Source organism: Bradyrhizobium sp. CAR08, assembly GCF_052871955.1.
Window position 1 is genome coordinate 26,833 of the sequence record NZ_JBIXJX010000029.1, and the last position, 25,450, is coordinate 52,282.

Here is a 25,450-nt window from a genome sequence, read left to right on the forward strand (position 1 = left end):
CTACCTTCCATCAGTCGGGAGAACTGACGTCAGCCGCAGCCGCAAGCAGACTTGACCCGTGCCTGACACCGCGTGAAGTCCTAGGCCATCGCTTATTCGGCCGCGCCGATGAAGGCGTACTTGAGGCGCAGCACCAACCAGTGGCTTTGCCCTCTATCTGGTCACGATCTCGCGCCCCCGTCGTAAGTTCCAAGGCCATGACACAAATCACCTGCACAGCGCCGCCTTCACCCATTGAAGTGCCGATGACAAGACGGATTTTTCGTCAACTCGGGTCTGGCCAAGATTGGCCTGCTCATGTTCGAAAGCTGAGCCGCAATTAGGCTCGAAGTGCTTCGGCTAGAGACAGAAAACCAAGCCCGTCGGCTTTTCGCCGACCGCGCTATAACTTCCTGACAAAATCGGACAAAGCTTCCCGCCGTCCAATGGTGAACTCGGCCCTGCAGTCCTGATCGCTCCATCTGTGACGATTCATAATGCTATTCGACGCGCCCGTCCGACAAAGCCGGCGCCGATCTGCATTGCGATTCCAAGCCCCCATGAGAAGCCCAATGTCACGGCCCAGCCGGATCGCAGGTCCTCGTCGAACACCAATGCATAGACCGAGATAAGAGCGCAGAGAGCCGCGAGGAATGTTCCCGTCGCGCTGAGCAAATCAACCTTGTCGATCGTGCCTCTATCAGCCGACGCTTGAAATTGCCCCTGCCGCGGAACATCGATACCAAAATAGAAAGCGACCGTTCCCAGAAGAATCGTCAGGGCTATGATTCCCTCAGAATTGAACGCCTCACTCGCCCTCGCGAGCTGGGCGGCAACGAATGTGCCGCCCATTGCGCCCGCCATAGCAAGGCCTGCGCGCCCGAGGACACGAACAATCTGATTCAGCGAAATCTCGTCGTTTGGCGCGGTCTGTTTGGGCGACATTTGTCGGGGTCCATTACTGGAAGGGATCATAGCGGATCGGATCATCATGGAGATGTCGCCCGTCGGTTGCGAACTGCCGAGCCTAGGAAAGGCTAGACGCTTGCCTTCGCGGGTACAGGAAGGACCTTCACCTTAAGGGAAGCTTATCGTGAGCAGGCGCACTCGGCGGTGCGACCCCTTGATGCTAGTCGTCTTACCTGGAAGCAATTCAACAGTCCGCGATAGCGAACTGAGTATCGATAGTGCGAACACGGGGATCATAAAAGCTGCTCGTAATGAAGGACGTCATGTTTCAACCGGCGGCAATGGCGCCTAAGCGGGGAGAAGTTTGCGAACCCGGCGCTGATGTTCTAATTGGTGCACGGGACGGACAGCGCTCGACTTCAATGATCATCTAAGAGGCACGTCAGTCATATCCTCGACCACGAGCGCGCCTACGGCTTACCCGTTCTCTCATGGTTGGGGGGCGTGCGACCCGCGCGTCGCCGGCGTCCAGAGTCATTCCGCCATAATGCGTACGCCTTCCTCCCAGTGGCGGCAGACCGCCAGCGACATCATAAGTTGTTTTGAAAGGTACCGCCGAGCGCGACGCCCGATCATGAGTCAGGATGCCGGCGCTCAACAACCGCTGGCAAACCGCAGACGTCCGTAATATCGGAGTAATCAGATCGACCTCGATGATGGGTTCGAATCTCAGCCCCGGCCTCCAGCAAGTCGGCGCGGACCTCCTGGCGCTGTTCTTAAGAACATGGACGCCCCCACGCTCGCAGCAATCCAAACCTCGTCTCCTCCACTCGCTGTACTCCCGCTGGGGCGTGACCGGATCGACGGCTCTAGCCTCGACAATCTCTAGATATTCTGTGCCAGCGAGAGTCTATGACCTGAAAAGACTTAGCGGCCGCGTCACACTTTCCGCGGCGATCTCCGTCCAAATTAACGCCAAGGGCGCACTGCGCGTCCATGTCTTGAGGCGCATCTTTCCTCTCCGCCCGAGCGTTTTTTATGCCTGGTCGCGCATCAAACGCGCCGAATCAGCGATCGAAAATGGGGAGCGAGCGTCGCCTTACGATCCGCCAGACGCGGGGAGCACGATCCAGGCATTCCCCCTGCGAGAATATGAGATATCGACCGCCTCGCAGTGATCCCCATTCCTGCTAGTGTTGACCGCCTCGGAAACGCCCAACGCCCAGCACTTCATCGAGAGCCGTCAACCGGAGAATGGGGAGACAGCTTCCATTAATGCTGAGCGCTCTATGAATTGATGCGCGACACTTCAAAAACGATATCGGAGCCCTACGGTCGGATCGATCGTAGACCTCTGAAGAAATCCCGAAGCCAAGCCGTTCGACACTTGCGACCACATTATGCCGGCGTAGACATCCATATGTTTCGAGTATTTGTAGTCCATCAAGAACGACAGCGCGTCGAGCTGGCCACTGCATTGCGCTAGGCGGGCATTCGAACAGCGCCCGGCATTGAAGTTGGGTCCTGGGGCTCCCCGATAACTATTCTGCTCTTCGTGATAATAGGCGAGTTTCAGATCGAGGTCCGATCTGGCTTCGTATGTCGCCCCGGTCCAAAATATCTGAAGCACTCTGTCGGTACTAAAGCTGTTGTTGGACACGCTCCCAATCGCATAGCCGCCGGAGATGAAATCGCCTGGGTTTAGCGGTGTTTTTGGATTCGCGAACTGGATGTGCTCATACCCCCCGAAGAACTTGACTGGACCGGTGGCGTACTTTGCAACGAACATGTAGCTCGTATTATCAGAGACCGTCGCGGCAACAAGCCCATTCCCGACATTGGTCGGCAGCCCATTGGGAAGTGGAAATGGCAGCGGACTCGCCGAGACCGCGCCATCGACCTGACTGAAGATCGCATCCACGGACAGACCCAGATAACCCCCACCCACCTGCGCCTGCACTGCGCTGCGACGACCTGCATTAGGGCCTGATCCAATCTGTGCTTGAACTGCTCCACGCACCGGACCAAAGCTCGAAGCGTACTTGAGTGAATTGTCCAGGATCCGGTTTTCAGTGTCGCCGCCGCCGCCAGTGGCCCCCTGATAGCCAACGACCGAGAAAGCACTTGAGTTTGCCATCGGATCGTAGGCTGCTACAGCCTCGGAAGTCAAAGCGGCTTGCCGCCCGTATGTCAATGTGCCGTAGGTGGGAGAGTTCAGACCTCCGTAAGCCGCCACATTGAAAGCCTGGCCGGCTTTGGCGGAATCGGCAAACGAGTTTTGCCTGTCGATCGGCACGCCATTGTTCTGCACTATGGACCGCAGTCCATCGGAAAGCAGGCCCGACTGCGGATTGAAAGCGGTTTCAAGCTTGAATACGGCGGCGAGATCACCGGCGATGTCCTGCTTTCCTTTTAGACCGATGTACGAGCCCGCAAATCCATTGGCGCCAAAGCCGAAATACGATCTGTTGCTGTTTTTCGCAATCAGATAGTTCACGCCGGTCCCTGCGGTGGGGCTCAACGGTGCACCGTGACTCAGATAGGTCAGTCCCCCATCGATTTGCCCATACAGTGTGATGCCATGCCAAGTCAGGCTATCATCTGTGGGCATTTTTGAATTTTTACTCACTAGCAACGCGTTCGCCGGCAGCCCCGACTTCGTCCCAGACGCAGGTTTCCGAACTCGAGTGCCGACCGTTCTTTGTCGCTTCTGCAGTCCATCCGATTCGTTGTTTACCGCCTTCTGCCGAGCTGAGAGCTCCTCCAATGAGACCTTAGGAGGCTCGGCAGCGCTGGTCGCAGTCGTAAATCCAAGAATGACGGCTGTAGTTATCATAGCTCTCACGGCAATGCCTCCCAATGTGGACGGGCGACAGGCTCCATGACGAATCGAGGAAACCCACGCCCGTCGCTCCGAGAGGCAAGTTCGCGTCGTAACTTAAGCCAGCCTGAAGCTTATGCCAGCGCGCGGGGGCCTCACCTCGGTAGTGGAAAGCTGCGCTAACACTGGAAGCATTGGCAGGCTGCGCCGCGGTTGCCCGGACTCGCAGTTCATTGTGAGCGAGACATCAAGCGGCCGAGGAAGGCGATCGCGCCTTCAGTTCGGCTTAAGCTGCGCGAGCAAACATTCTCGACGCCAATCGCGTTTGGCGAACAAGAGGGAAAGATGCTCCAAACAAGTCGCTACAAAAATACCACGACCTCCATCAAGCGAACGCTTAAGCGCCTTCGAACCATCGCGCTGCCGCTCGTCGTCACTGCCGCCGCCAACCTTGGCGGGTTTAGTCCGATTATTCCCCAACCGGCTTATGGCGCAGAATATACCTGGTGCACCGAGCGAGAGGGGGCGGTGCAGTGCGATTTCGCCACGCGCGAGCAATGCCTGCGGACAGCCTCTGGAACCGCCTATCAATGCATCGAGAACCCGAGTCCGGTTGCTCGAGCGCCGTCACACGCCGCCGATAAGAAACCAAGCCGCAGAGAAGCGAGGTGACCGCAACAGCGTAATTCCCAGGATACCGCCCAGCCGCAGCTTAGTCGAACCGAACGATGCGGCTGGGCGGCTCCACATCGAGCCACATCGAACAACCTTCCGCGGACAGCCTCCGCGGAAGCGCGATTCCCGGCAGACAGAGGCTTGCAAACGACAGGGCTCGAGCGGAAATCCCCGTTGAACTTGGGACCTGTCGGCTAGGAGCGGCCGCCCGCAGTTGAGGGCTCGCCAGCAAGTTCGCACATCGGAGGTGCCGCTCTGCTCCAGATGCCGGTCCGCGCATATGGTTGATATTTTTCACCAACTAGGCACATCCCCACCCCACCCGCCGGAGCGCGTAACCCCCTTTGGGTGGCTTTTCCTCCGAACGCACCTGGGCGAGCTACTGTCGGACACACTGGAAACGGTGGATGGAAAAGGGATATCGACCAAGTGAGCGCCTCGCACAGGTAGCGCACACTTGGAGAAGCGAACTTACGCATCGAGATCGGCCTTGCCAGGGACGCCGCTGACCGCGCCAGAGGCAGCAGCCAACCGACGCAGCAGCCAGTTGTCGATTGCGAAGGGTCCAGAACCACCAAGGACAAGCACTGCAAGGCCGGCCAGGTAAAGCAGATCCGTTTCATACCCCGGTTGGCCAAAGTGCGCACCATCGGGAGTTATCGCCTGAAGCTTTATCGACGAGAACCCATAGGGCAGATGGACAGTGAAGATAGCAACCAGCAACACAATGGCCATTGGAATGCTGACGATGGGAAGCAGCGCGCCCAGCAGGACACAAATTCCTCCGACGATCTCCGTTACGATCGTTAACCAGGCAAATACGTGCGGCATGGGCAGTCCCATCGCATGCAGAATTCCCGTGAAATTATCGCCGCCGCGGAACAGCTTTGCAAAGCCATGCGCGGCAAATCCGTACCCAACGATCAGACGTAACGGTAGTGGCGCCCAGCGGCCCACCGAGCAAGAGAGCAACGGTTGGAATACCGCGAGGATTGGACCGATACGGCTGCCAGTGGCTTCCGTGTTCCCGTAGGTCATTTTCGATTTAGTCATAACTTCTCTTTCGTTTCTGTGCGAAATGTAGCCGCTCGTCAGTGACGAACGCAGCTCACGCTCCCGAGCGCCGCGACGGCTTCCTCGCGGAGCGTCGCTGTCGAGAGGGCAATGGACGAGCACGTCGGGTGTGATGCCGTTGCCGACGCGCGACCAGAACGCTGGTGAAAATGCGCAGAGAGCAACCGCGGGGGCACAGGGCATGCCGCATGATGCGCTTTCCTTCAGCTGTTTGCCCGAACCACGAGAAGCACACTACCTTAAGCGAATCTTAAGGGCGCCCGATCGCACGATGGAGAATGGGCCCGCGGCGCCACTCTGGCGGTTCGAGCGATTCGCGCTGGCCACCTGCAGTCTCAACATATCGCGCAGCCGGCAAGGACCAGCCGCTTAGCGAGGAATGGCGGCCTCACAGTCGATGAGACCAGCACTGCAATCCCGCACCGCGCTCCGGGGCGTCGGCGAGATGCGCCGGTTCGTGAGCTCCCGTAGACGGCAGCGTCGCAAGCAATGAACGGGCGCCCGCTAATTGATGCTCTGCCCGCTTAGTCGTGGGTCACTAAAGTCACTAATCGACGAATTGCCGGCGCGGCGAACAGCACAATCGGCACCATCACGATCCAGGATGTGAACCAGGACGCGATCCAATTGAGAACAAACGTGCCTTCCTTGACAAGGTGACCATTTGCTATACCCGACGCAATCCCCGCTGTAAGGCCGGACTGGATTATTCCGAACAGGAAGTGCTCATGCTTGCGGGAGAGCCTCGGCACAAGAGACATTGTCATGCCGCGGCGACTTTTGATTTCCGATTGGCCTCCAGCCGTCGATCGACTAGGGCTACAATTTCCTCGAGGACAGGATGACACATGCCCTTTTGTCTCGCGACAAGCTGAACCAGTTTGTCCGCCCGTTCGATGTTAGACGCGCCATTATCCAACGCACGAGCCGCTGAGGCCGGACGCGATAGGTTGTCGGCGGCGGCTGCGTACTTCTCGAAGCTAACCAAATCCTCACGCGAGGCGCCAATACTCACGCACACATCGAGCACAAATTCATAGATGGAGCGCGACGTTTCGAGGTCCGAATGGACAGCGTCCCGCGCGGTCCGCGTCCCGCGTTCAGTAACGCAACGATAGTTGCCGGCCATTAGCATCGCCCATTTCGCCAGGGGAACGAACTTAGAATCGTAGAACCGTAGCTTCACCGGCAACTCAATCCGGCCTTCTGGCGTATCGAACCGCGCGTCATCGATTTCCTGCTGTAACTGTCGCAGGATCTTGTTTCCCTTTTCCACGTCGAAGCGTGCGACCTTGAAATTTGTCGGCAGCGTAACTTGAAGCACGTTTACCTTCTCCTCGGGTGGCCTTATAGCCTGTGGGTCTGGGCTGCAGAGCGTCACCGTCGCCGGATCGAAATCATCCCACGCAACCGGGGTTGTATACGCAGGCCTCAGCAGTTCAGAGTTCAGTCCCGGAATGCGCCTCATATAAGGAAGTGGAGGCATGTTCATGATGGACATGCAGGGCACACGAGACATCGCAATAGCTGTCAGAAGCTCTCTGACGCCCGGCGAGCCGTATTGCGGCTCCTGCATCGCTAAACCGATAAGGTCGAATTCTCCCGGATCGACCTCTGCCGCTCCGGCTGCTGACACTCGGCCAGGCAAACGCCGCGAATCGAGTTCGACCTGTTCGCTTCGGCCGCGAACTGGAATCCTGACACGGAATCCTTCGGAATTGATGAGATCCGCCTCCGCCGGCAAGCAAACCAGCTTCACGGAATGGCCCCCGAAGAGGATCTTCGACGCGAGAAGCGAACCGTACGATGCACCCAGGATAAGAATCTTGTACTTGGACATGGTGAACCTCCTGGAGCTCGAGCTACGCTGACACCGACGAAAGGATCTCGGGAAGCGCCGAGAGTCCGACCACTCGATGGTCGGGCCCGACGCCAAGCTCGTCCATTTGCATGCGCAGCGCCTTGAACATCGTCAGCGGCGACACAAGGTCGCTATTCTGGCAGGCTTCTGCCATCGCTTGAGGTGACACCCGTTCAATCCAGACCGTGCTCAAGCCAAACGACTTTGCGCCGACAGCATCCCATGGATTGGAGGAAACGAACATAACCTCCGCGGGCCTGACGCCGAGGCAATCTTCGATCAGCGAATAAGCTTCTGGGCTCGGCTTGAATATCCGCTTGGAGTCGATGCTGATGGTTGCGTCGAGGACTGCGTCCAATCCGGTATTGCGAACAAGGGTGTTCAGCATATTCGAGCTCCCATTCGAAAGTATGGCGAGCTTGTACTGCTTCAGCTCGGTCAGGGTCCGCTTGGCGTCCGGATACAGATCGAGGTGCACGTACTTGTCCATGATCTGCTCGAACACGCTGCTGTCGTACTTCAGGCCGAGAGTTCTTAAGGAGTATCCGAGCGATTCCCGGGTAATGACTGAAAAATCGTCATAGCGACGCATCAAAGATCGTAACCAGGTGTATTCGAGCTGCTTGATGCGCCAGATCTGCGTGATCATTTCTCCGTAGCCCGGAAATGCCGCGTCGGTGATCGAGGCAACTGACTGGATGTCGTAAAGGGTACCGTATGCGTCGAAAACAACTGCTTTGATGGTCACTGGTTTCGCTCTCGTTGTGGAATGTGGGCTCTGCTTCGCACGGGCTCATGGAGGGGTCGGGGCTCACTTCGGTTCTGCGCCGGTGTGTACCTGGAACGAGAATGCGTCGAAGCGCTTTTCATTGTCGAAGTCGCGGCCGGCCAACCATGTGCCAAGTACGGCACCGAGGAAGCCCAACGGCAGCGACACGATCGTTGGGTTGACGAGCGGCCACAACGCATCTGCGCCACGCATCGCAGGCCCGATCATTGCTAGCACCAGCGACGATACGAGTCCCAGCGTCATTCCGCCGATCACGCCACCTGTATTGAATCGTCGCCAGAAGAGCGACAGCACCAACACAGGAAAGTTAGCGCTCGCCGCTACGCAGATCGCCAGAATAACCAGCACCGCAACGTTGACGCCCTGGGCGAGAATGCCAAGCGCGATCGCAAGCACCCCGATCAGAACGGCGCTCGCCCGCGCGATCCACACTTCCTGTTTGCCTTCTACACGGCCATGCTTGATCCAGTTAACGTAAAAATCATGGGCTATCGCGCTCGAAGTTGATAGGGTCAGAGCCGAAACCACCGCCAGGATGGTCGCAACGGCGACGGCGGCAACGAAGCCAAGCATGAGATCCCCGCCGAAGCTTCCTTTACCTCCACCGAGATATTCGGCAAGCAGGGGAAGCGCGAGATTGCCGCCCTTATCTGCAGCCCGGATAGCGTCCTGACTGAGAAAATCTGCGGCGGCCAAACCGAAGATGGTCGTGCAAACAAAGAAGACTCCGGCGAGAAACATGACCCAGACCACCGAACGTCGCGCTGCCTTGGCATCCGGCACCGTATAGAAGCGCGTCATGACGTGGGGCAAACCTGCGAGGCCGAGTACATAGCCCAATCCGAGCGATATTTGGTCGAACGGGTTCTTCAGGTAATTGCCCGGCAGCAAATAACTTGCTGTGTATTTCTTCTCCGCTTGCTCAAAGAGAAGCAGCGGATTGAATTTCACCATCGAGAGGATCATCATGAGAATGATAGCGCCTGCGCTCATCATGAGAACCGCCTTGACGATCTGGACCCATGTAGTCGCCAGCATACCGCCGAACGCGACATAGATGATCATGCTGACGCCTACGAAGATGACGGCCCAATCGTATGAAATGCCCGTGAGCAGCCGGACAAGAACTCCCGCGCCTGCCATCTGCGGCATCAGATAGGCAAAGTTCACGACGATCGTTCCCACTATGACGGCTAGAAGCGAAGTTCTGGTTTGCATTCGGCTACGGACAATATCGCCCAGAGTATATTTACCTGTATTCCGCATCGGTTCAGCGATGAGAAAAAGCACCGTGCAGAACGCGACGAGCGGACCGAGGGCATAGAACGCTCCGTCCATTCCGTACAGTGCGGTAAGTCCGCTGAAGCCCAAGAATGCGGCGGCACTACACCAGTCGCCGGCAAGGGCAAAGCCATTCTGGGCGGCAGTCAGTGCACTATCGGCCGCATAAAAGTCACCGGTCGTCGCCGTTCGCTTGGCGGCCCAGTAGGTGATCCCGATTGTGATGAGCAATATGAGCGCGAAAATTCCAAGGGTGGTGCTCATTTCACTAACTCCCCTTCTCGGAAAACGGCGGCGGCGCGCGCTGCGAGCGGATCGAACTTATTGCGGGCAATAGAGCCGTAGGCTATCGCAAGCCCCCATGACAGCACGTAGTTGAAAGCGATCAGAACGAAGCCGAGGTTGACCGAACCCACGACTTTCGTCCCGAGGAAACCCTTTGCCAAGGCGGCAAGTACGGTCAGCCCGATGTAACAAGTCATGTACATGATCGTCATCGGAACGAGATATCGGACTTTCTCGTCTACCAAGAGCCTTATGGAGGCGTGTGCAGCCTCGACCGACGTTCCATTGTCAACCATGGTCCTCCCCTACGTGTTCTCGCGTCTTAAGGCGCGCTCTTTCCGTCCTTGCCCTCCGTTCGAGTTTATCCGGTTGAAGCAACGAGATCGGATTGGCATCTGTACGAGATCCGGTTTAAGTGACAAAATGAATAATCATGATGATGAGTATCGCAAACTCCGATTATGGAGGGAACTGGTGAACTTCGACATCGATTGTCTTCGTTCGTTCGTCGTTGTTGCGGACGGCATGAGTATCTCGCGAGCCGCAGATAGCATCGGCCGCTCGCAATCCACCGTGAGTCAGCAAATAGCGAAACTCGAAGCCCAGGTAGGCAAAGGACTACTGGTGCGCAGAAAGGGCCGCGTCATCGAGCTGACCTCCGAGGGCGGGAAGCTGCTACAATACGCAAGGCGCATCCTGCAGCTCAATGATGAAGCTTATACATCGATGTCGGATGATATGCTGACGGGCTTCGTACGGCTTGGAGTACCTTACGATTTCTTTGGGCGGAACTTCGCTACGTGGCTGGCGCAATTTAAAAATAGGCATCCAATGGTCGGGCTGGAAATAGAGGCCAACCAATCCGAAAACCTCATGAAGCGCAGCGCGCGCGGCGAGTTCGATTTGGCCTTCTTCAAGCAAGAGACCGGGGCCAAAAACGGAGTCGTTGCGCTGCGCGAACAACTTGTTTGGGCGAGCGGGCCGAACTATTCGCCTGACGCATTAAGCTCCGTACCCCTTATCTTGTTTCCGGAGGGCTGCGCGTATCGGCGATTCGCGGTCGCTGCGCTGAAGGAATCCGGGCGGCCGTGGCATCTCAGTTTTGTCAGCCCGAGTTTCGACTGTCTTAAATCGGCTGCAGTGGAAGGCCTCGGTGTCACAGTACTTGCACGCGCTTTAGTGACGCCCCCTTTGCGCGTTGTTCGTCATGGACTGAGACTACCGCATCTACCGAGCGTAGAACTCGTCTACTCGCACGGTCGGCGCAGCAATTCGCGCGTGGTCAGCGAACTCGCGAACTATCTGGCGGACAGCCTCGCCGACTCAACGCCGACCAGCGCGATCGGCTCAGCCTGAACTGCGATTGTTCGGGAGAACACGAGGTCGCTAGTGGACGTTTGGCTTCATTGTTCAGCGGAGTAGTGCCAGCCTCTCAAGCGCGCAGATGAGTGGCGGCCGCCGTTGCGATCACGTCCACATGGCGCGGTTTCGCTTGTCGCCACCTGTTACGCGCCGGGTTCAGCCGCTTTTCGAAGCGTGCATAACAGACCAGAAGTCGCGAGAAAAACCTAATCACCGTTACTGTGCCGATGCCGAAATCTGGGTACGATACCTGTAATTGAGACTTCGTTCGATGCGGAGCCCCACTCTAGGCGTGAACAACCACCATCTTCCCGTTGGCTTCGTTCGCCTCCATGGCGCGATGCGCCTCACGAATCTCCTCGAAGCGAAAGACGCGCGTGGGCTTTACGTCGAGCCGGCCCGCGGCAGCGTCGGCGGCAATCTGCCGAAGCGGCACATCCGAGAGCGGAAAGCCCGGAGTACCGAACACGAAGCTGCCGAAGAAGGTCAGATAGACGCCGCTAGCCATTTGCATGAGCGGGTTGAAGTCGGGTATGGGATCAAGACCGCCGAGCCAGCCGGCCAAACAGGAGCGGCCTCCGCGCCGAAGCATGGCGAGGGAATCGAGCATGACCGTATTTCCCACGAGGTCAAGCACGGCGGCAATCTGCTTGGCCTCGGGGATGACCATCGACAAATCGCGGCGCTCAAGCTCGCACCGCTCGGCCCCGAGTTTCTCAAGCATGGCAAAGCGATCGCGATTGCGGGTCGTCGCGATTACACGGGCTCCGGCGTTGACAGCCATCTTGAGCGCGGCCTGACCGAACGAGGAGGTCGCACCACGAATGACAAGCAATTGCCCCTTCTCGATTTCGAGATTGCGAAACAGACAGGTCCAAGCTGTAGCATAGGTTTCTGGAATCGCCGCGAGTTCGGCCCAGGGTAGATCCGAGTCGATCAGCGCAACATTCGACACGGGTGCGCGGGTATATTCGGCGTAGCTGCCGTTGATCGTACGCCCGAGTCCACCCATCAACGCCGCTACCTTGGCGCCGATCCGAAATTCTCCGCCAGGACAGGATTTAACGACCCCGACGCACTCAATGCCGCTAACCGGAGCGGCCTCTGCCCATTCGCCCCGGCGCATATGCATCTCGGCATGATTGATGCCGAACGCCTTTATCTGGATAACGGCATATCCTGCTTTCGGTTCAGGCTCTGGCATCTCCTTGATCACCAGGCTGTCGAGGCCTCCGAATTTTTCGAGAACGATTGCGCGCATCACACAACTCCCTAAAACGGATGACTTGAAATCCGCAAACGTGCGGCTACCCATCGATTCACTTTAGGCGCAAGAGAAACTCGCGTATCGCTGCCGCGATTTCGTCGCAGTGCGTCTCAAGCGCAAAATGACCAGTATCGAAGAAACGGACTTCAGCGCCCGGAATGTCTCGCTTGAACGCCTCCGCGCCCATTGGAAGAAAGAAGGGATCGTTCTTGCCCCAAACTGCCAGGAAGGGCGGCTTGTGCTTGCGGAAATATTCCTGGAAGACTGGGTAAAGCGCTACGTTGCTCTTGTAATCGCCAAATAGGTCTAGTTGCACTTCGTCAGCACCGGAGCGGGCCAAATAGAAGTTGTCGAGCGAATAGCCATCTGGAGACACGTGGGCCGTCTCAGACACACCGTGCGTGTATTGCCAGATTGTCGTCTCGGGAGCGAGGAAAGATCGGAGTGCGTTCCGATTGGCCTCAGAGGGCCGTTGCCAATAGGCACGAATTGGATTCCATCCATCGCTGAGTCCCTCCTCATAAGCATTGCCGTTCTGCGAGATGATTGCGGTGATGCGCTCAGGGTGTCGAGCAGCGACTCGAAAGCCGGCCGGCGCGCCGTAGTCGAAGACGTAAAGCGCAAAGCGAGTCAGTCCGGTGATTTCGGTGAAACGTCCGATGACTTCCGCCAGTTGATCGAATGTGTACGAAAACTTGTCGCGAGAAGGCAGTTCGGACTGACCGAACCCAGGTAAATCTGGTGCTACGACACGAAACTGCTCCGACAATGCTGGAATGAGATCACGGAACATATGGCCCGCAGATGGAAATCCGTGCAGGAGCAGCAGAGCGGGTGCATCGGTCCGCCCCGCTTCGCGGTAGAAGACCTTGACTCCGCTCACATCAGCGTTCCGGTAATGAACCTTTGTCATGAGCGCCTCTCCTCAGGGCCAGTCGAAAACACATCACATATCTGAACGGATCTGAACGGATCTGACCTCACTACTTTCGCGGACCAACTCGATTTGGTTACAGGCTCGCAAAAAAGTTATCCACTTGGGGGAGCGCGGGCGGACGTGCCAAAAGCGCCGGCGCTACACCTTGCGCAAGTTCTACTGAAATCAGATTGGGTCCGAGCCTATTTGGCGTCCGAGGCCCAAGAACTGACCCCCGACCAGATCCTGGCGCCGTTTAAGCGCAGCTAAGTCCCGAAGGGCCCTATCCGGGTACTCTCGAAGCTACTCTTTTCAGCTGCGGGCCAGAACGGAGTTCACCTAAACTCTCGACTACGGGCACCCATATTGCCCGCCGTCTCACTGTTCGTATCGAAGCCTCTCTCGCGGGTTCACGAGCCCTAATTTCTTAAGAATCAGCCTGCAACCCTGTAACCAAACCTGGAGGATCCACGAATATAGACATGTGGGATTGCGCAAGCGAGGCTACCAGCGTTCGAGGGGATCTGGGAGCAGCGCCGAACTCGGATGTCGCCGATCTCGATGATCGAGTTTATAGGAGAGAGCAGTGGGATTATCGTGGCAACAAGGTCCGCTCTCAACGGGAGCAATCGGCCGGTTCCTCTTGTCCGAGCCGCTGCCCGAGAGGCTTTTGTACGTGGAACGGTTGCGCCGGCGACTGCGCGTGCGCTTCGGGGGAATGTGGATCGCCGATAGTGAGCGCGCCATGCTTCTGTTCGAACCCGGTCGTTATCCGGTAGCTTATTTCCCGGAGAGCGACGTGGCCCCGCACGTCCTGGAGCGATCCGAGCACGCGACCCAACATCCCGATTTCGGACCGACATCTTGGTACACTGTCCGGACTGGCGAGCAACATGTCGCGCTGCGAGGCGCGTGGCAGCACACGAACCTGCCAGCCCACGCAAGCGAGCTGCAGGCACGGGTCGCGTTTGCCTGGCGGGCCATGGATGCCTTCTACGAGGAGGACGAACGAGTCCTGGGTCATGCCGCCGACCCCTACCACCGCATTGACATTCGGCAGGCCTCCCGCCACCTCGTGGTCCGCCATCGCGAGCGGATTATCGCCGACACCAAGCGGCCGGTGGTCCTGTATGAGTCCGGTTTTGCGCCACGCTGGTATGTCGCACGGGCGGACATCGACGAGTCCGCACTCACCCCCGTGAAACTGCAAACGTTCTGCCCGTACAAGGGGCTCTGCAGCTACTACTCTATCGATATCGCACGCCAGGCAGCATGGTCGTATCCTGAAGCCTACCCCGAGGTTAGCCGCATCTCCAACCTGGTCTCGTTTGAGCCGGAGATCGTCACAGTGCATCTCGATGGCACCCAGCTCCACCTCGAGCCGGGCCAGACGGTGGTTCCGCACGGTCCCGATCGTAACCTCGATGTCGCCGAGCTGGAGCGAGCACCGAGCGGCGGTCCGGAAGCGACTGCGAACGGCTAGAGCCCCGGCCCACATCAAAGCGGAGGAGACATGGCGCGGCTGCTATCGGTGAATGTCGGACTTCCGCGCGATATCGAGTGGAACGGTCGCACTGTGCACACCGGGATCTGGAAAAATCCCGTGCTTGGACGCTGTCGGGTCGGTCGGTTGAACTTGGACGGAGACGGTCAAGGCGACCTAGGAGGCCACGGGGGTGAGCAGCGGGCTGCCTTTGTCTACCAGATCGAATCGTATTGCTACTGGCAGGAGCAATTGAAGCGGACCGACTTCGTCTACGGGCAGTTCGGCGAGAACTTCACGATTGAGGGATTGCCCGACGATACCGTTTGCGTTGGCGACCGTTATCGGATCGGCAGCGGACTGTTCGAGGTCACTCAACCTCGCGTGACCTGCTATCGCGTTGGCATTCGAATGAACGAGCCGAGGATGCCGGCATTGCTCACATCGAGCGGACGTCCGGGGTTCTACTTCCGCGTCCTTCAGGAAGGCGAAGTCGGCCCAGGTGACGAACTCGTCAAAATGGGTGAGGCTAACGAGCGAATGACGGTTGCAGAGATCAACGCGCTTCTTTATTCGCCCGATCATGCGCGCGACCGGTTGGAGCGCGCCTTACGGATCGAGGCGCTTTCGCCCGGGTGGCGCGCATCCTTTGAGGCGTTATTGCAAAGCAAAACGACTATCGCCCGAGGCGGCAATGCCGGGCTCGCGCCGGTAGCGGCCGCGCATCCAACTGCACCGGGATTTCAGCCGCTGGCGGTGGCTGCGATTGATCAGGAGTCCGAGGATGTCCTCTCGCTGTTGATGCGGCATCCGGACGACCTTCCACTGGCCCCGGCTCTGCCGGGTCAATACGTCGTCTTGCGTCTTCCACAGAACGATGGACCACCGCTGTTTCGCAGTTACTCGCTTTCGGGTCCCGTCTCGACAGAACGTTATCAGATCAGCGTGAAGATCGAGCCGAACGGAGTTGCTGGAACCTATCTGCGGGACCATGTTCGAGCGGGCGACCTTCTCGACGTCAGCTCGCCGCGAGGAAGCTTCGTTCTACAATCGGGGCAGCGGCCCGTGGTACTACTCAGCGCGGGAATAGGAGCGACGCCTGTTCTGTCAATGTTGCGCGCACTGGCGGCGGTCCACTCGACAGTGCAGGTCTTCTGGCTGCATGCGGCTCGCGACGGACAACATCATCCGTTTGCCGCCGAAGTCCACCGCCTCATGCGTGCGCTCCCCCACGGCCGCAGCTATGTTTGCTACAGCAGGCCAGGATCGCGCGACAAGGTGGGTGAGAATTTCGATGCTATTGGGCACCTGTCGCGATCGGTCTTCAACGAAATCGGCATTCCGCAACAGGCAGAGGTCTACCTCTGCGGACCTGCTCGCTTCATGGTCGACATGAAGGAGGTGTTCGCGGAGATGGGTATGGCACCGGAGCGGATTCATGTCGAACTCTTCAACGGCAGTGAGTCCTTGACTCCCGGTGTCGTTGGCGTAGCGATGCGAGCTCCGCACCTTCCTGAGCACGAAGCCAACACTGGTCCGCTGGTGTCGTTCGCACGAAGTGGTATCGCCGCACACTGGAACGCCTCGGCCTACCGGAGTATTTTGGAACTGGCCGAGGCGTGCGATGTCCCGGTCCGTTGGTCGTGCCGGGCCGGTGTTTGTCACAACTGTGAGAGCGGTTTGGTCTCGGGTGCGGTTGTTTATGGACCTGAGCCACTCGAGAAGCCTGCCGACGGCAACCTTCTCATTTGTTGCTCACAACCGACGCTCAACGTCGTCATCGATCTGTGACCCCCAAGGGCGACGCATTTCAAGCGCAAAATGGAGGCCTGGCGCAATGAACGCTAGCAGCACAACGGCCGTGAATTTCTCACTTGAGGTGATCACATTGTGGGTGAGCGATGTCGATCGGGCGCTTCGGTTCTATGCCCATCAGGTTGGCTTCACGCTCGACGTCGACTATTCGCCGAACGACGTGTTCCGTGTTGCACAGCTCACTCCTCCGGGCTCCAACTGCTCGATCCAGATCGGCCGCGGACTGATCGATTCGCCGACGGGACCACTTCGGAACGTCTATCTCGTTGTCGCCGATCTTCAGGATGCGCGGAGTCGCTTGCTCGAGCGGGGGGTCGACGTCAGCGAGATCCGGCACAAGGTCCCCATTGGTGCCTGGGACGGACGCTTCGCACCCGGGCTGGATCCTGCGCGCAGCGACTATGCCAGCTTCGCCGAATTCTCGGACCCGGACGGTAACAGCTGGGTGCTACAGGAGCGGGGTTACCGCAATCCCTGATGTATTATAGTCGATCCTCTCAAGCATCGTTGCCACCGCCAGGCGGCTTTGGAAGAGCGTTGTACTGGCAGTTCGAGCGTGGCTTAATCTCCGAGCGGCGCGAGCAGTTCACTCGCGCAGGTCTTTGCCGCCGCCCGGCGCGCCTTCGGCTTCGCAGTCTGGATCGAGGAACAATTGGCGCTAAGCGATTGGCGGTCCCTCAACATCTGCCCGCGATCGGTCGTCTCCGTCTACATCCGAGTGATCGCGACTTGATACGGCGATGCCTACCTCAGGACGAAGATAGACGATCAGGCAGACACAAATCAAGACCATGCCACCGACTGGATATTCGAGCGCGAGAATGCCAGCCGACGCAAAGAGCCCAAGGGTTATGAATGAGCGCACACGCATCGTCTTCCGTGCATCGCCCGGCACTTCCTCTCTTTGAGGCCGGTCGATGGCCTCCATGCACAACAGAACGTACGTCGCGTTCACGAATACGAGAACGCCCGCGTAGAATGAAACAGGAATTGCGGCAAGCTCGGTTTGCGCAATCCAAGCAGTTGAGAACGGCATAAGCGAGACCGAGAACAAATGGGCGAAATTTACCCAAATCAGGCGACCTGTCGCAATCTGTGCGTAGCGCAACAGATGGTGATGATTGATCCAAACGATCGCGATGAAGAAATAGCTCACTCCGTAACTGACCGCGCTTGGCCACAATGAAACAAGAGCTTTCAGTGTCCAATCGTGAGGCGCTCTCAATTCAAGCACAAGAATCGTAATGATGACCGCAAACACTGCGTCTGAGAACGCGTTCAGCCGGTCCGGCTTCGGCTCTCGCGTAATCATCTCTTTCCTCCTCGGTGTAGCCTCATTCCGGGCTTCGAACCTAGCGAGCTCCAGGAACCGATAGTCTATACCCAGGCGACAGTCGCCCGGTAACTGGGCAGGAGCCTGGAAAGTACCGCCCAAATGGGACTAGCGATGGCAGCGTCATCACAACAGGGCGCCACCTCCTTAGTCTCGCATTCCAGGGCGGCAAGAGCGTCGTCGAAAATCCGAGTGTCATTTTGATCGCGCATCGCAAGTTGATATGTCGATCCGCCTATTCAAATCCATCTCTGCCAGAAAATCGATCAGCACGCTTTTCCATTCGCTAAGACAATTGCAGTTCATGCGATCTCTCTCTGGTCAAGAATTTCTCTTGTCGATCGGACTTGACTTGCCGACAATACGGTTCCTTGCTTCGCCAGAATTACAGAGAAGAATTCATCCTGATCGGCCCACTCTGCGATTGGGGTCCAGCCGCCGGCGCGCAGCAGCACGAACGCATCTCTCAAACCGTATTTGAGGCTATTCTCAGTGTGGATTGTCTCGCCCTGAGCAATAGAGAAAGTCGAGCCATCGATTTCAAATTGGACGTCTTGAGAGGCTTCGAGATGCATTTCGATGCGCGACTCGGCATCATTCCACCGCACAAGATGACCAAAGCGATCCAGAGGCAACGAACCGCCAAGCTCTCGATTGATTCGATGCAAGAGATTGAGGTTGAATGCCGCCGTTATGCCCTTTGCATCGTCGTAAGCAGGCAGGAGAATCCTTTGGTGTTTTACTCGATCGATGCCAATCAGGAGCATTGATCCAGCACCCAAGCTGGTTGATATCAGCCGAAGCAAGTCGACTGCAGCAGGCACCACCAGGTTTCCGATTGTCGAACCCGGGAAGAAGCCGAGCCGAGGCGCACCATTAATGGCATCGGGCAGAGCAAATCCGCGCGTGAAGTCGGCTGTCACCGGATGAATCGGCAGTTTAGGAAATTTACCGGATAGAACCGCCGCCGCATCTCTGAGAAACTCTCCGGAAATGTCTATCGGAACATAGGCAACGGGGCTTGCCTGTGACAGCAAGATCGGAGTCTTGGCGGAGGAGCCCGATCCAAACTCGACAACTGCGCGGTTTGGTCCGGTTAGCGCTGCTATCTCGCCTATGGCAGAGCTTAGTATGGAGCGCTCGATGCGGGTTGGATAGTACTCAGGTAGCGCTGTAATTGCCTCGAAGAGCGCCGAGCCATGGGAATCGTAGAGCCATCGGGCGGGTATTGCCCGCGGTTCAGCACTGAGCCCTCGAAGCACGTCGTCCCTAAACGCTGGGTCGACATGTTGAAGGTGCGACTGTCTGTTGTTCTGGCAGCGAAGCATTACTCGTCTCAGACCTTTTCTGTTTGGTGGCGCGTTGCGGTTCTTGAACGACGTTGCAGGAGGCCAATGCAGCCAGTTTCTTTAACCCTCGATGGAGATTGATCTTGACGAGGGATGCGGACTGCCCGGTTGCACCAGATGCGCTTGCGATACTCAGACCCTTCAACTTCACAAGACGAATTACGCTGGCCTGCGCGGGTTTCAGCCGGCCAAGCAGATCGTCTACCGCGGCGGCGTCGATCGTCCTTGCACCGTGATCCTCGATAGGGATTTCATCGTCGAGCGGTACTGCGAGGAATCGAGAGGCATCGCGAATGCGATCGATCCACTTATAGCGTGCGATCGCCATGACCCATGCACCGAACGATCTCGGCGGTGTGTATGTGTGTCGTTTGGCATGGATTGCGAGAAGAGCCTCTTGCCTCGCATCTTCGGCTGCGGGGTGCGGAAGCTTCCGCGCGTAGTAGCGACGCAGCCAGACGTCTAACTCTCTGAGCAGATGCTCGTAAGCGTGGCAATCACCATCTTGCGCGGCTGCCATCAATCCAGCCCATCGCCTGAAGCGCCCATCCGCGGTTTCGGCCTGCGAAGCTGTTTTCGTCTTCTTCGGCGGCTCAATTGGGGGGCTTCCTACAGCTCTGCGAAGGCGATGCGGCGGGGAGGCTCTCGAGGAAATGACTATCCCATCAGGCAGGGCGCTCATTTGGACAGGCTCCTCTCGACGCATTCAAGAAGGGCATTGGCGTTGAACGGCTTTCTGAAAAGACGCTGGGCACCGACTGAGCTGGCTTCGTCCTCCAAATGCTTTTCAGAAAGCGCTGTGATGAGAATCACCGGCGTCAGGATGTTTTGTTCGCGCAGTTTTCGGGTGAGGGTAAGTCCACTCATTTCGAGCATATTAATGTCAGCGACGATACAGTCCGAGCTGGACGACATGGGTGATCTCAGGAATGACTCTGCTGACGCAAACGGTTCGGCGCGATAGCCGATCGAGCGCATCAGATCCACGAGGGATGAGCAGAGCGCTTCGTCATCGTCTATGATCGCGACGAGAGAGCTTGTCACCTAGTGCAGCCCATATTGCAAATAGCATAGGGCACCCAGCATGCGTTTACGCAACCGCCGTCACAATCTCTCGGTTATGATGGATCCGTACATACCTTGGTATGGGTCGGCGAGTGGCGATCAGCCCTGTGGCAGCGAGTCAACGCGCTGCTCGACTGCTCCACGTCTGGATCTCGAGGGCACCAGCCATCCTAGTGAGCATCGCAACGGAATTGCATTCCATCTTTCGCATTACGCTGCCGCGATGCATCTTAACCGTGACCTCGCTAATTGAAAGTGCGTTTGCAATATGCTTGTTCATCAGGCCGGACGCCACGAGGGCCATGACCTGCCGCTCTCGAGCGGTTAGAAGTGCAAACCGCTCTCGCAGTTGATCAGTCCGCGCGCTTTCTCGGCGTCGGTCTTGGTCCAGTCGAACCGCTGCAGCGACGGCATCAATCAAGTCCTGATCTCTCATGGGCTTGGTGAGGAAGTCAACCGCGCCTGCCTTCATGCTCTTGACGGACATCGGAATGTCGCCAAATCCGGTCATAAGAATCATGGGCACCCGGATATGGGCGCGTGCAAGATGCTCCTGTAGCTCCAACCCGCTGGTGCCGGGCAGCCGCACGTCGACCAGCAGGCACGCAGCCGCGTCAGGGAGCTCGGTCCCGAGAAACTCCGAGGCAGATCCGTGGAGCGTCACCTGGTAACCCATAGACCGGAGAAGGTCCGCAATTGATTCTCGAACCGCCTTGTCATCATCGATGACATGGACAAGACCTGGCGATGGTGCACTCATGGGTTTGCCGTGACCGAGCCCAATTGACGAACCGGGAGAGTGAACGTGAACGTCGCTCCATTCGGCGTGTTTTCCTCCACCCATAATCGTCCTCCATGGACAGCAGTGATTTTGCGGCAGATGGACAACCCAAGACCCAGTCCGTCAGGCTTCGTCGTGTAGAGCGAATCGAAGAGCCGATCCCTGCTCGCGGGGGCAATACCGACACCCGTATCCGCTATAACAACAGCGACACCTTCATCGCTAGATTTTGTAGAAAGGCTTAGGACGCGCGGCTTTCCGGTCGTAGTGGTCATTGCGTCAATGGCGTTGCGCACGAGATTGAGGATGACTTGCTGAAGCTGTACTCGATCACCTTCGATTGTCGGTATCGACTTGTCGAGAGCCGTTGTGAGGATGACGCCAGCACGCTCCAGATCTCTCTTCAAGAGAAGAAGAATCTCCTCGATGGCATCGTTGATCTGAACATCGGTCAATCGCAGCTGCGCGCCACGTATCAGGGTTCTAAGCCCAGCGACGACATCGGTCGCCCGACGTCCCTGCTCGATGACGCGCAGTGCGGATTTGCGGGCTTTAGAAGGTTCAATCGGGCTTCGCTCGAGCCATCGGAGGCAAGCTTCCGCACTCACAATGATTCCGGTCAACGGCTGATTAATTTCATGAATGATTGAGCCTGCAAGCTCACCCAGTGACGCCAAGCGTATGGCACGCGCAAGTTCCGTCCGCGCGTCCGCGAGTGCTTGTTCCGCAGCCTTTCGGTCCGTGATATCGGAAATAATTCCTTCTAATTCGATATCTCCGGTTGGACCGACGTCGAACTGTCCTACAGCAGCAACGTGCAGCATCGTACCGTCTCGGTGGACGACACGATACTCGTGGCTAAACGGAGACTTTGTACTCACGACCCGGGCGAGCGCCTCCTCCAGAGCAGTATAGTCATCAGGGTGGACGCGGCTCTTGAATACCTCGAACGGCACAGGATTCACGTCAAAATCAATATCGAACAAGCGGTAGCATTCGCGCGATGCCCGTGAGAGCAGAGTCCGCGTGTTCCATCGGTAGCTGCCCATGCGGCCGATTTGCTGACCTTTGACCATCCACAGATTGGTCTCACGAAGGGCCTCGAAAAGCTGTACCGATTCAAATGAAACGGCAGCTTGCGACGCCAGCATTGAAACTACAGACACATACCTCGGCGTGAACGTCTCCTTACGTTCTGTCTCGAGGTACAGGACACCGACTGTTTGGTCTCGAAGAATCAGAGGTAAGCACAGTTGCGCTATTCGCCCTCGACGCCGCTCGGCCGAGTCGATCAGGGCGGATCCTTCCCAGGCATCGTACTTGAGGACGATTTCTCGGCGGGTGAGCACCTTTTCCCTGAGGTCCGCTGGCAACCGGAATTCGCTTGTCGGAGGCTGTGAGGCAAAACACTTTGCCTTCTCGCGAGGAAAGCTCGCATCGGCTTTGGTGAGTAGCCCGCCACTTTCGCTCAGCAACACAGCGCCTCGACCGGCACCCGAATAACCGAGGGCGGCCTTGAGAAGAGCTTTAGCCAGTCCGTCATAGCTATTCTCTTTCGAGATTGCCTGAAAGGCCTGGGCGATCAGCTCCAACTCTGATGGTTCTATCTCAAGCCTCATCGCGACGCTCTTTTCCGTCGGCTAAGCTCGTGGACGAGTGCGCCTAGACAGCCTGGTGACAAACTTAATCAAGTCTCCACGATAATAGAGCTTTTCGTAATCGATTGGTCTAAACCCCTCGGTGTATGAGGTGCGCTCTACAAGAAAGATGGCACTTCCTTTTGGTATGCCCAGTGCGCTGGCAACCTGCTCCTCAGCCGTTACCGCCTCCAGCTGGTATTCGGCATTGATCAAAGGGACGCCGCACTTTCCCTCAAGCAGGGCAAAGATTGGGTCTGCCTCTAAGTCGTTCCTGACGATCTTGTTTCCGATGTCCAGGGGCAAATACGTTTCGTCGAAGGACATTGCCACGCCATCGGCAATGCGGACGCGCTTGATCCGGTAAACTTTAGTACCCGGCGCAAGGCCGAGTTGCTTTGCGACCGTAGTGTCGGCGGCGACGAGCCGCTTCTCGATCAGACGCGCTGTCGGTTTGCGGCCGAGCGCGACCATATCCTCTACGAAGCCGCTCAGTTCTGTGAGCTCTTGCCTTATCTTGGGCTCGCTAACGAACGTACCCCTGCCACGTCGGATTTCAACCAGCCCACCAGCCAAAAGGTGCTCCACGGCTTTCCGCACAGTCGCCCGGCTAACGCCGAACCGATCAGTCAGGCCCTCCTCCGAAGGAAGCTGCGCGCCAGGCGACAAGGAGCCGGCCGCAATGTCCGACGCTAGCGCCGAAGCAACTTGCGCATAGAGAGGTAAACTGTCCATGCCGAAGCTCATCACGCGATGATGGCGCCTGGCAGTACCAGCGTCAAGAGAGATCATGACGTCCGGACGTCCGGTCGATGCGCCCCTCGAAAAGGGCAATATCACTGTCGCGTCCAGCTCCGTTTAAAGCGGGTAGACCATTTGAATACCTTCGCTGGGGAGCTTTCGAAGCCAAGGAGGTCCTGCGTAAGGCAAGCGTCTGTTTGGCGATGACGGAGCCCAGCCGCCGGTCTAAGCCATGATCGCCTTCATCGACGATCATCGTGGGGCGCATGGGGTCGAGCCGATCTGCAGGGCCATGCCGATCGTCCGCTCGACCTACCACGCCCATGTCGCCAAGCGTCGCGATCCGGCCAGGCTGTCGGCGCGCGCCAAGCAGGATGGCGCTCTGAATCTCGAGTTTCGGCGTGTGTTCGATCAAAACGTCTCCGTCTCAGTCTGCGGCGCGCGCAAGGTCTGGCGGCAGCCCAAGCGCGAAGGTTTCGATGTTGCCGTTGAGCAGTGTCGCGCCGGGACATGGGTTGCAAGGGTCATCCGCGGCAAGTCCGTCAACCCCACGATCAGCGACAAGGCCGCGCCATGCCCGCTGGATCACGTCAGTGCAGGAGCCTTCTGTCGGCAGCGTCGGAGAGCCTATGACAACGCTTTCGCCGAAACCATCAACGGTCTCTACAAGGTCGAGGTGATCCATCGGCCGGGAGTTCGCGAGGCTGGAATGGGTGGACTGGTTCAACAGCCGGCACCGCCTGGAACCCATCGGGCATAACTCAAACCAAATGGCCTCCGGAAAATTCGGGGCCGTTCACATCTCCTTTAGCTATCATCGCAACGGCACGCCGATCGCAAGCACTGGAAAGGTGCATGCGGAAGGATACGCTCGCGAATAGCTTCAGAGAGGGGCAGGCTGTCTCAACAGCCACTTTCACGCTGGGCAAATGTTGCCGTCACGGACGATACGTCGGCAATTCCTTCCTGCCTCCCCAAAGATCGCTCGCAATGCGGACTGAAAACGTTGGGAAATATGCGCTTACGTTCTGGCACACGTGTTGCTGGCACCACCGCATAGCAATCGGGGTCGCAGCATGCAGATAATGTCCGGCTTGTCCTTGTACGGCCAGCAGGCCACCAAATCGACCTCGGTGGCGGTCGCGCCGAAGTCGTCCGCCCCGTCCGAGAGCGCGGCCTTAGAGAACAGCGCGAGCGGCTCCTCGGGCGACAGCAGCGCCGTCCAAGACTTCCTCAAATACGCCAAGATGAATCCATTCGACCGCATGCGGGCGAACATTCTGAGGAGCATGAATGTGACGGAGGCCGACCTTCAGCGGATGACACCAGAACAGCGCTCTTCGGTTGAGCAGAAGATCAAGGAGGCTATCGAGAGGGAAATGAGCGAGAAGAAAGGTCAGCAGCCTGGGAGCCTGGTCGACATGTCCGCGTGACAGCTAACAGATCGCGGCAGTGCTGGTCTGTAGACCAACGGGCTACCGAAAATCACAGGTCGGCATGCCGCGCCCGTTCCTTGCCGCTTACGATAGCAACCTCAAGATGATCAATGCACTATGCTTGCTTCCTCGATCATCTTTGGTTTTTACCTCCATGCAATGAGAGATGATGCAGACTGTTAGTTTTCTTGAGTGGGACTCAAATCCACGGTTTGCTGCAAATAAGATTCCTGTGATGTCCTATCATTTTGCTTGGCCAGATTACGGCCATATCGCCAAGACATCGGAGGGCTTCCACTATTACCCGGAAGCGATGAGCTCGAATCTCTGAATTCCGAGAGCAGACAAAAGAGACGACCTCCAAAGCAAACTCTAGCCCCGGACTTGACGGGGCATTTTTGCGCCTTGTCTCTGACGAGAACGGTGTCGGACTGCGATGTGGCCTTCGGGTCAGACTCGGACGTGTTAGTCAAAATCACGACGCCCGATAATGGTCCTCGCAGACATGCTGGAGCTCAACCTGCCCAGGCTTGTGCTCCGCCCCGAGTTAGGAGAACACCGGCTTGGGCGTCAACCTTGTCCACCGCATC

General features: G+C 57.6%; 23 protein-coding genes, 2 pseudogenes and 1 other annotated feature. Of the genes and pseudogenes, 8 read left to right on the top strand and 17 right to left on the bottom strand.

All coding sequences use genetic code 11. The annotated features are described in order from the left end of the window. Positions 1-471: 471 nt before the first annotated feature. Together ACIPUD_RS36475 and ACIPUD_RS36480 are read right to left on the bottom strand one after the other, a co-directional pair. Positions 472-924 carry a hypothetical protein gene (locus tag ACIPUD_RS36475; protein ID WP_446482586.1) on the bottom strand — a complete coding sequence of 151 codons (453 nt, stop codon included), beginning with the start codon at positions 922-924 and terminating at the stop codon, positions 472-474. Positions 925-2,197: 1,273 nt separating this feature from the next. Then, entirely contained in the window at positions 2,198-3,517 is a 1,320-nt protein-coding gene (locus tag ACIPUD_RS36480; protein WP_446482587.1) for a porin, read from the bottom strand. A 537-nt stretch (positions 3,518-4,054) separates the two neighbouring features. Here ACIPUD_RS36480 and ACIPUD_RS36485 point away from each other — a divergent pair. Continuing rightward, a complete protein-coding gene (locus ACIPUD_RS36485) occupies positions 4,055-4,381 on the top strand; it encodes a DUF3551 domain-containing protein (RefSeq protein WP_446482622.1) in 327 nt (108 codons plus the stop codon). A gap of 474 nt (positions 4,382-4,855) precedes the next feature. On the opposite strand, the gene ACIPUD_RS36490 is transcribed toward ACIPUD_RS36485, so the two are convergent. The 6 genes from ACIPUD_RS36490 to ACIPUD_RS36515 form a co-directional block, all read right to left on the bottom strand. Continuing rightward, on the bottom strand, positions 4,856-5,437 hold the full coding sequence (locus ACIPUD_RS36490; RefSeq protein WP_446482588.1) for a DoxX family protein: 582 nt from the start codon (positions 5,435-5,437) through the stop codon (positions 4,856-4,858). A gap of 545 nt (positions 5,438-5,982) precedes the next feature. Further along, the gene (locus ACIPUD_RS36495) at positions 5,983-6,225 is read right to left on the bottom strand and encodes a DUF2798 domain-containing protein (protein WP_446482589.1); all 243 of its coding nucleotides are present in this window, start codon (positions 6,223-6,225) and stop codon (positions 5,983-5,985) included. After that, positions 6,222-7,298 carry a hypothetical protein gene (locus ACIPUD_RS36500; protein ID WP_446482590.1) on the bottom strand — a complete coding sequence of 359 codons (1,077 nt, stop codon included), beginning with the start codon at positions 7,296-7,298 and terminating at the stop codon, positions 6,222-6,224. The genes ACIPUD_RS36495 and ACIPUD_RS36500 overlap by 4 nt, the downstream gene beginning before the upstream one ends. A 22-nt stretch (positions 7,299-7,320) precedes the next feature. Then, positions 7,321-8,067 carry a haloacid dehalogenase type II gene (locus ACIPUD_RS36505; protein ID WP_446482591.1) on the bottom strand — a complete coding sequence of 249 codons (747 nt, stop codon included), beginning with the start codon at positions 8,065-8,067 and terminating at the stop codon, positions 7,321-7,323. Between the two features lie 63 nt (positions 8,068-8,130). Next, the gene (locus ACIPUD_RS36510; protein ID WP_446482592.1) at positions 8,131-9,654 is read right to left on the bottom strand and encodes a solute symporter family protein; all 1,524 of its coding nucleotides are present in this window, start codon (positions 9,652-9,654) and stop codon (positions 8,131-8,133) included. Continuing rightward, positions 9,651-9,971 (bottom strand): DUF485 domain-containing protein, encoded by a 321-nt coding sequence (locus tag ACIPUD_RS36515; protein WP_446482593.1) that lies wholly within the window; start codon positions 9,969-9,971, stop codon positions 9,651-9,653. The genes ACIPUD_RS36510 and ACIPUD_RS36515 overlap by 4 nt, the downstream gene beginning before the upstream one ends. Before the next feature lie 178 nt (positions 9,972-10,149). Between ACIPUD_RS36515 and ACIPUD_RS36520 the strand changes: the two genes are divergently transcribed. Beyond that, a complete protein-coding gene (locus ACIPUD_RS36520; protein WP_446482594.1) occupies positions 10,150-11,031 on the top strand; it encodes a LysR substrate-binding domain-containing protein in 882 nt (293 codons plus the stop codon). Positions 11,032-11,323: 292 nt separating this feature from the next. On the opposite strand, the gene ACIPUD_RS36525 is transcribed toward ACIPUD_RS36520, so the two are convergent. Further along, positions 11,324-12,298 (bottom strand): zinc-binding alcohol dehydrogenase family protein, encoded by a 975-nt coding sequence (locus tag ACIPUD_RS36525; RefSeq protein WP_446482595.1) that lies wholly within the window; start codon positions 12,296-12,298, stop codon positions 11,324-11,326. 58 nt (positions 12,299-12,356) lie between these two features. Next, complete coding sequence (locus ACIPUD_RS36530) at positions 12,357-13,217, bottom strand: alpha/beta fold hydrolase (RefSeq protein ID WP_446482596.1); 861 nt, start codon at positions 13,215-13,217, stop codon at positions 12,357-12,359. A gap of 646 nt (positions 13,218-13,863) precedes the next feature. Here ACIPUD_RS36530 and ACIPUD_RS36535 point away from each other — a divergent pair. From ACIPUD_RS36535 to ACIPUD_RS36545, 3 genes are read left to right on the top strand one after another with little or no spacing between them, the layout of a single operon-like run. Further along, positions 13,864-14,703, top strand: a complete 840-nt coding sequence (locus tag ACIPUD_RS36535; protein ID WP_446482597.1) for a DUF427 domain-containing protein — start codon at positions 13,864-13,866, stop codon at positions 14,701-14,703. Between the two features lie 30 nt (positions 14,704-14,733). Further along, positions 14,734-16,494, top strand: a complete 1,761-nt coding sequence (locus tag ACIPUD_RS36540; protein WP_446482598.1) for an MOSC domain-containing protein — start codon at positions 14,734-14,736, stop codon at positions 16,492-16,494. A 46-nt stretch (positions 16,495-16,540) separates the two neighbouring features. Further along, on the top strand, positions 16,541-16,996 hold the full coding sequence (locus ACIPUD_RS36545; protein WP_446482599.1) for a VOC family protein: 456 nt from the start codon (positions 16,541-16,543) through the stop codon (positions 16,994-16,996). A gap of 180 nt (positions 16,997-17,176) precedes the next feature. On the opposite strand, the gene ACIPUD_RS36550 is transcribed toward ACIPUD_RS36545, so the two are convergent. The 7 genes from ACIPUD_RS36550 to ACIPUD_RS36580 form a co-directional block, all read right to left on the bottom strand. Next, positions 17,177-17,830 (bottom strand): TMEM175 family protein, encoded by a 654-nt coding sequence (locus tag ACIPUD_RS36550; RefSeq protein WP_446482600.1) that lies wholly within the window; start codon positions 17,828-17,830, stop codon positions 17,177-17,179. Between the two features lie 323 nt (positions 17,831-18,153). Then, positions 18,154-19,179, bottom strand: coding sequence for an L-histidine N(alpha)-methyltransferase (egtD, locus tag ACIPUD_RS36555; protein ID WP_446482601.1), 1,026 nt, complete (start codon positions 19,177-19,179; stop codon positions 18,154-18,156). Continuing rightward, positions 19,121-19,882 carry a sigma-70 family RNA polymerase sigma factor gene (locus ACIPUD_RS36560; RefSeq protein ID WP_446482602.1) on the bottom strand — a complete coding sequence of 254 codons (762 nt, stop codon included), beginning with the start codon at positions 19,880-19,882 and terminating at the stop codon, positions 19,121-19,123. Before ACIPUD_RS36560 ends, egtD begins: the two co-directional genes overlap by 59 nt. Further along, complete coding sequence (locus ACIPUD_RS36565; protein ID WP_446482603.1) at positions 19,879-20,244, bottom strand: response regulator transcription factor; 366 nt, start codon at positions 20,242-20,244, stop codon at positions 19,879-19,881. The genes ACIPUD_RS36560 and ACIPUD_RS36565 overlap by 4 nt, the downstream gene beginning before the upstream one ends. 139 nt (positions 20,245-20,383) lie before the next feature. Continuing rightward, positions 20,384-21,025, bottom strand: coding sequence for a response regulator transcription factor (locus tag ACIPUD_RS36570; protein ID WP_446482604.1), 642 nt, complete (start codon positions 21,023-21,025; stop codon positions 20,384-20,386). Continuing rightward, positions 21,022-22,665: an ATP-binding protein gene (locus ACIPUD_RS36575; RefSeq protein WP_446482605.1), complete on the bottom strand. Its 1,644-nt coding sequence runs from the start codon at positions 22,663-22,665 to the stop codon at positions 21,022-21,024. Before ACIPUD_RS36575 ends, ACIPUD_RS36570 begins: the two co-directional genes overlap by 4 nt. A 21-nt stretch (positions 22,666-22,686) precedes the next feature. Beyond that, positions 22,687-23,430: a GntR family transcriptional regulator gene (locus tag ACIPUD_RS36580; RefSeq protein WP_446482623.1), complete on the bottom strand. Its 744-nt coding sequence runs from the start codon at positions 23,428-23,430 to the stop codon at positions 22,687-22,689. A 184-nt stretch (positions 23,431-23,614) separates the two neighbouring features. Further along, positions 23,615-23,730 (top strand) — a sequence feature (AL1L pseudoknot). Positions 23,731-24,023: 293 nt separating this feature from the next. Between ACIPUD_RS36580 and ACIPUD_RS36585 the strand changes: the two are divergent. From ACIPUD_RS36585 to ACIPUD_RS36595, 3 genes and pseudogenes are all read left to right on the top strand, one after another. Then, a pseudogene (locus tag ACIPUD_RS36585) lies at positions 24,024-24,182 on the top strand (IS3 family transposase); the annotation flags it as partial. Between the two features lie 342 nt (positions 24,183-24,524). Further along, complete coding sequence (locus tag ACIPUD_RS36590; protein WP_446482606.1) at positions 24,525-24,857, top strand: hypothetical protein; 333 nt, start codon at positions 24,525-24,527, stop codon at positions 24,855-24,857. Between the two features lie 217 nt (positions 24,858-25,074). Further along, positions 25,075-25,191: pseudogene (locus ACIPUD_RS36595) on the top strand (MBL fold metallo-hydrolase); the annotation flags it as partial. Between the last annotated feature and the right edge of the window lie 259 nt (positions 25,192-25,450).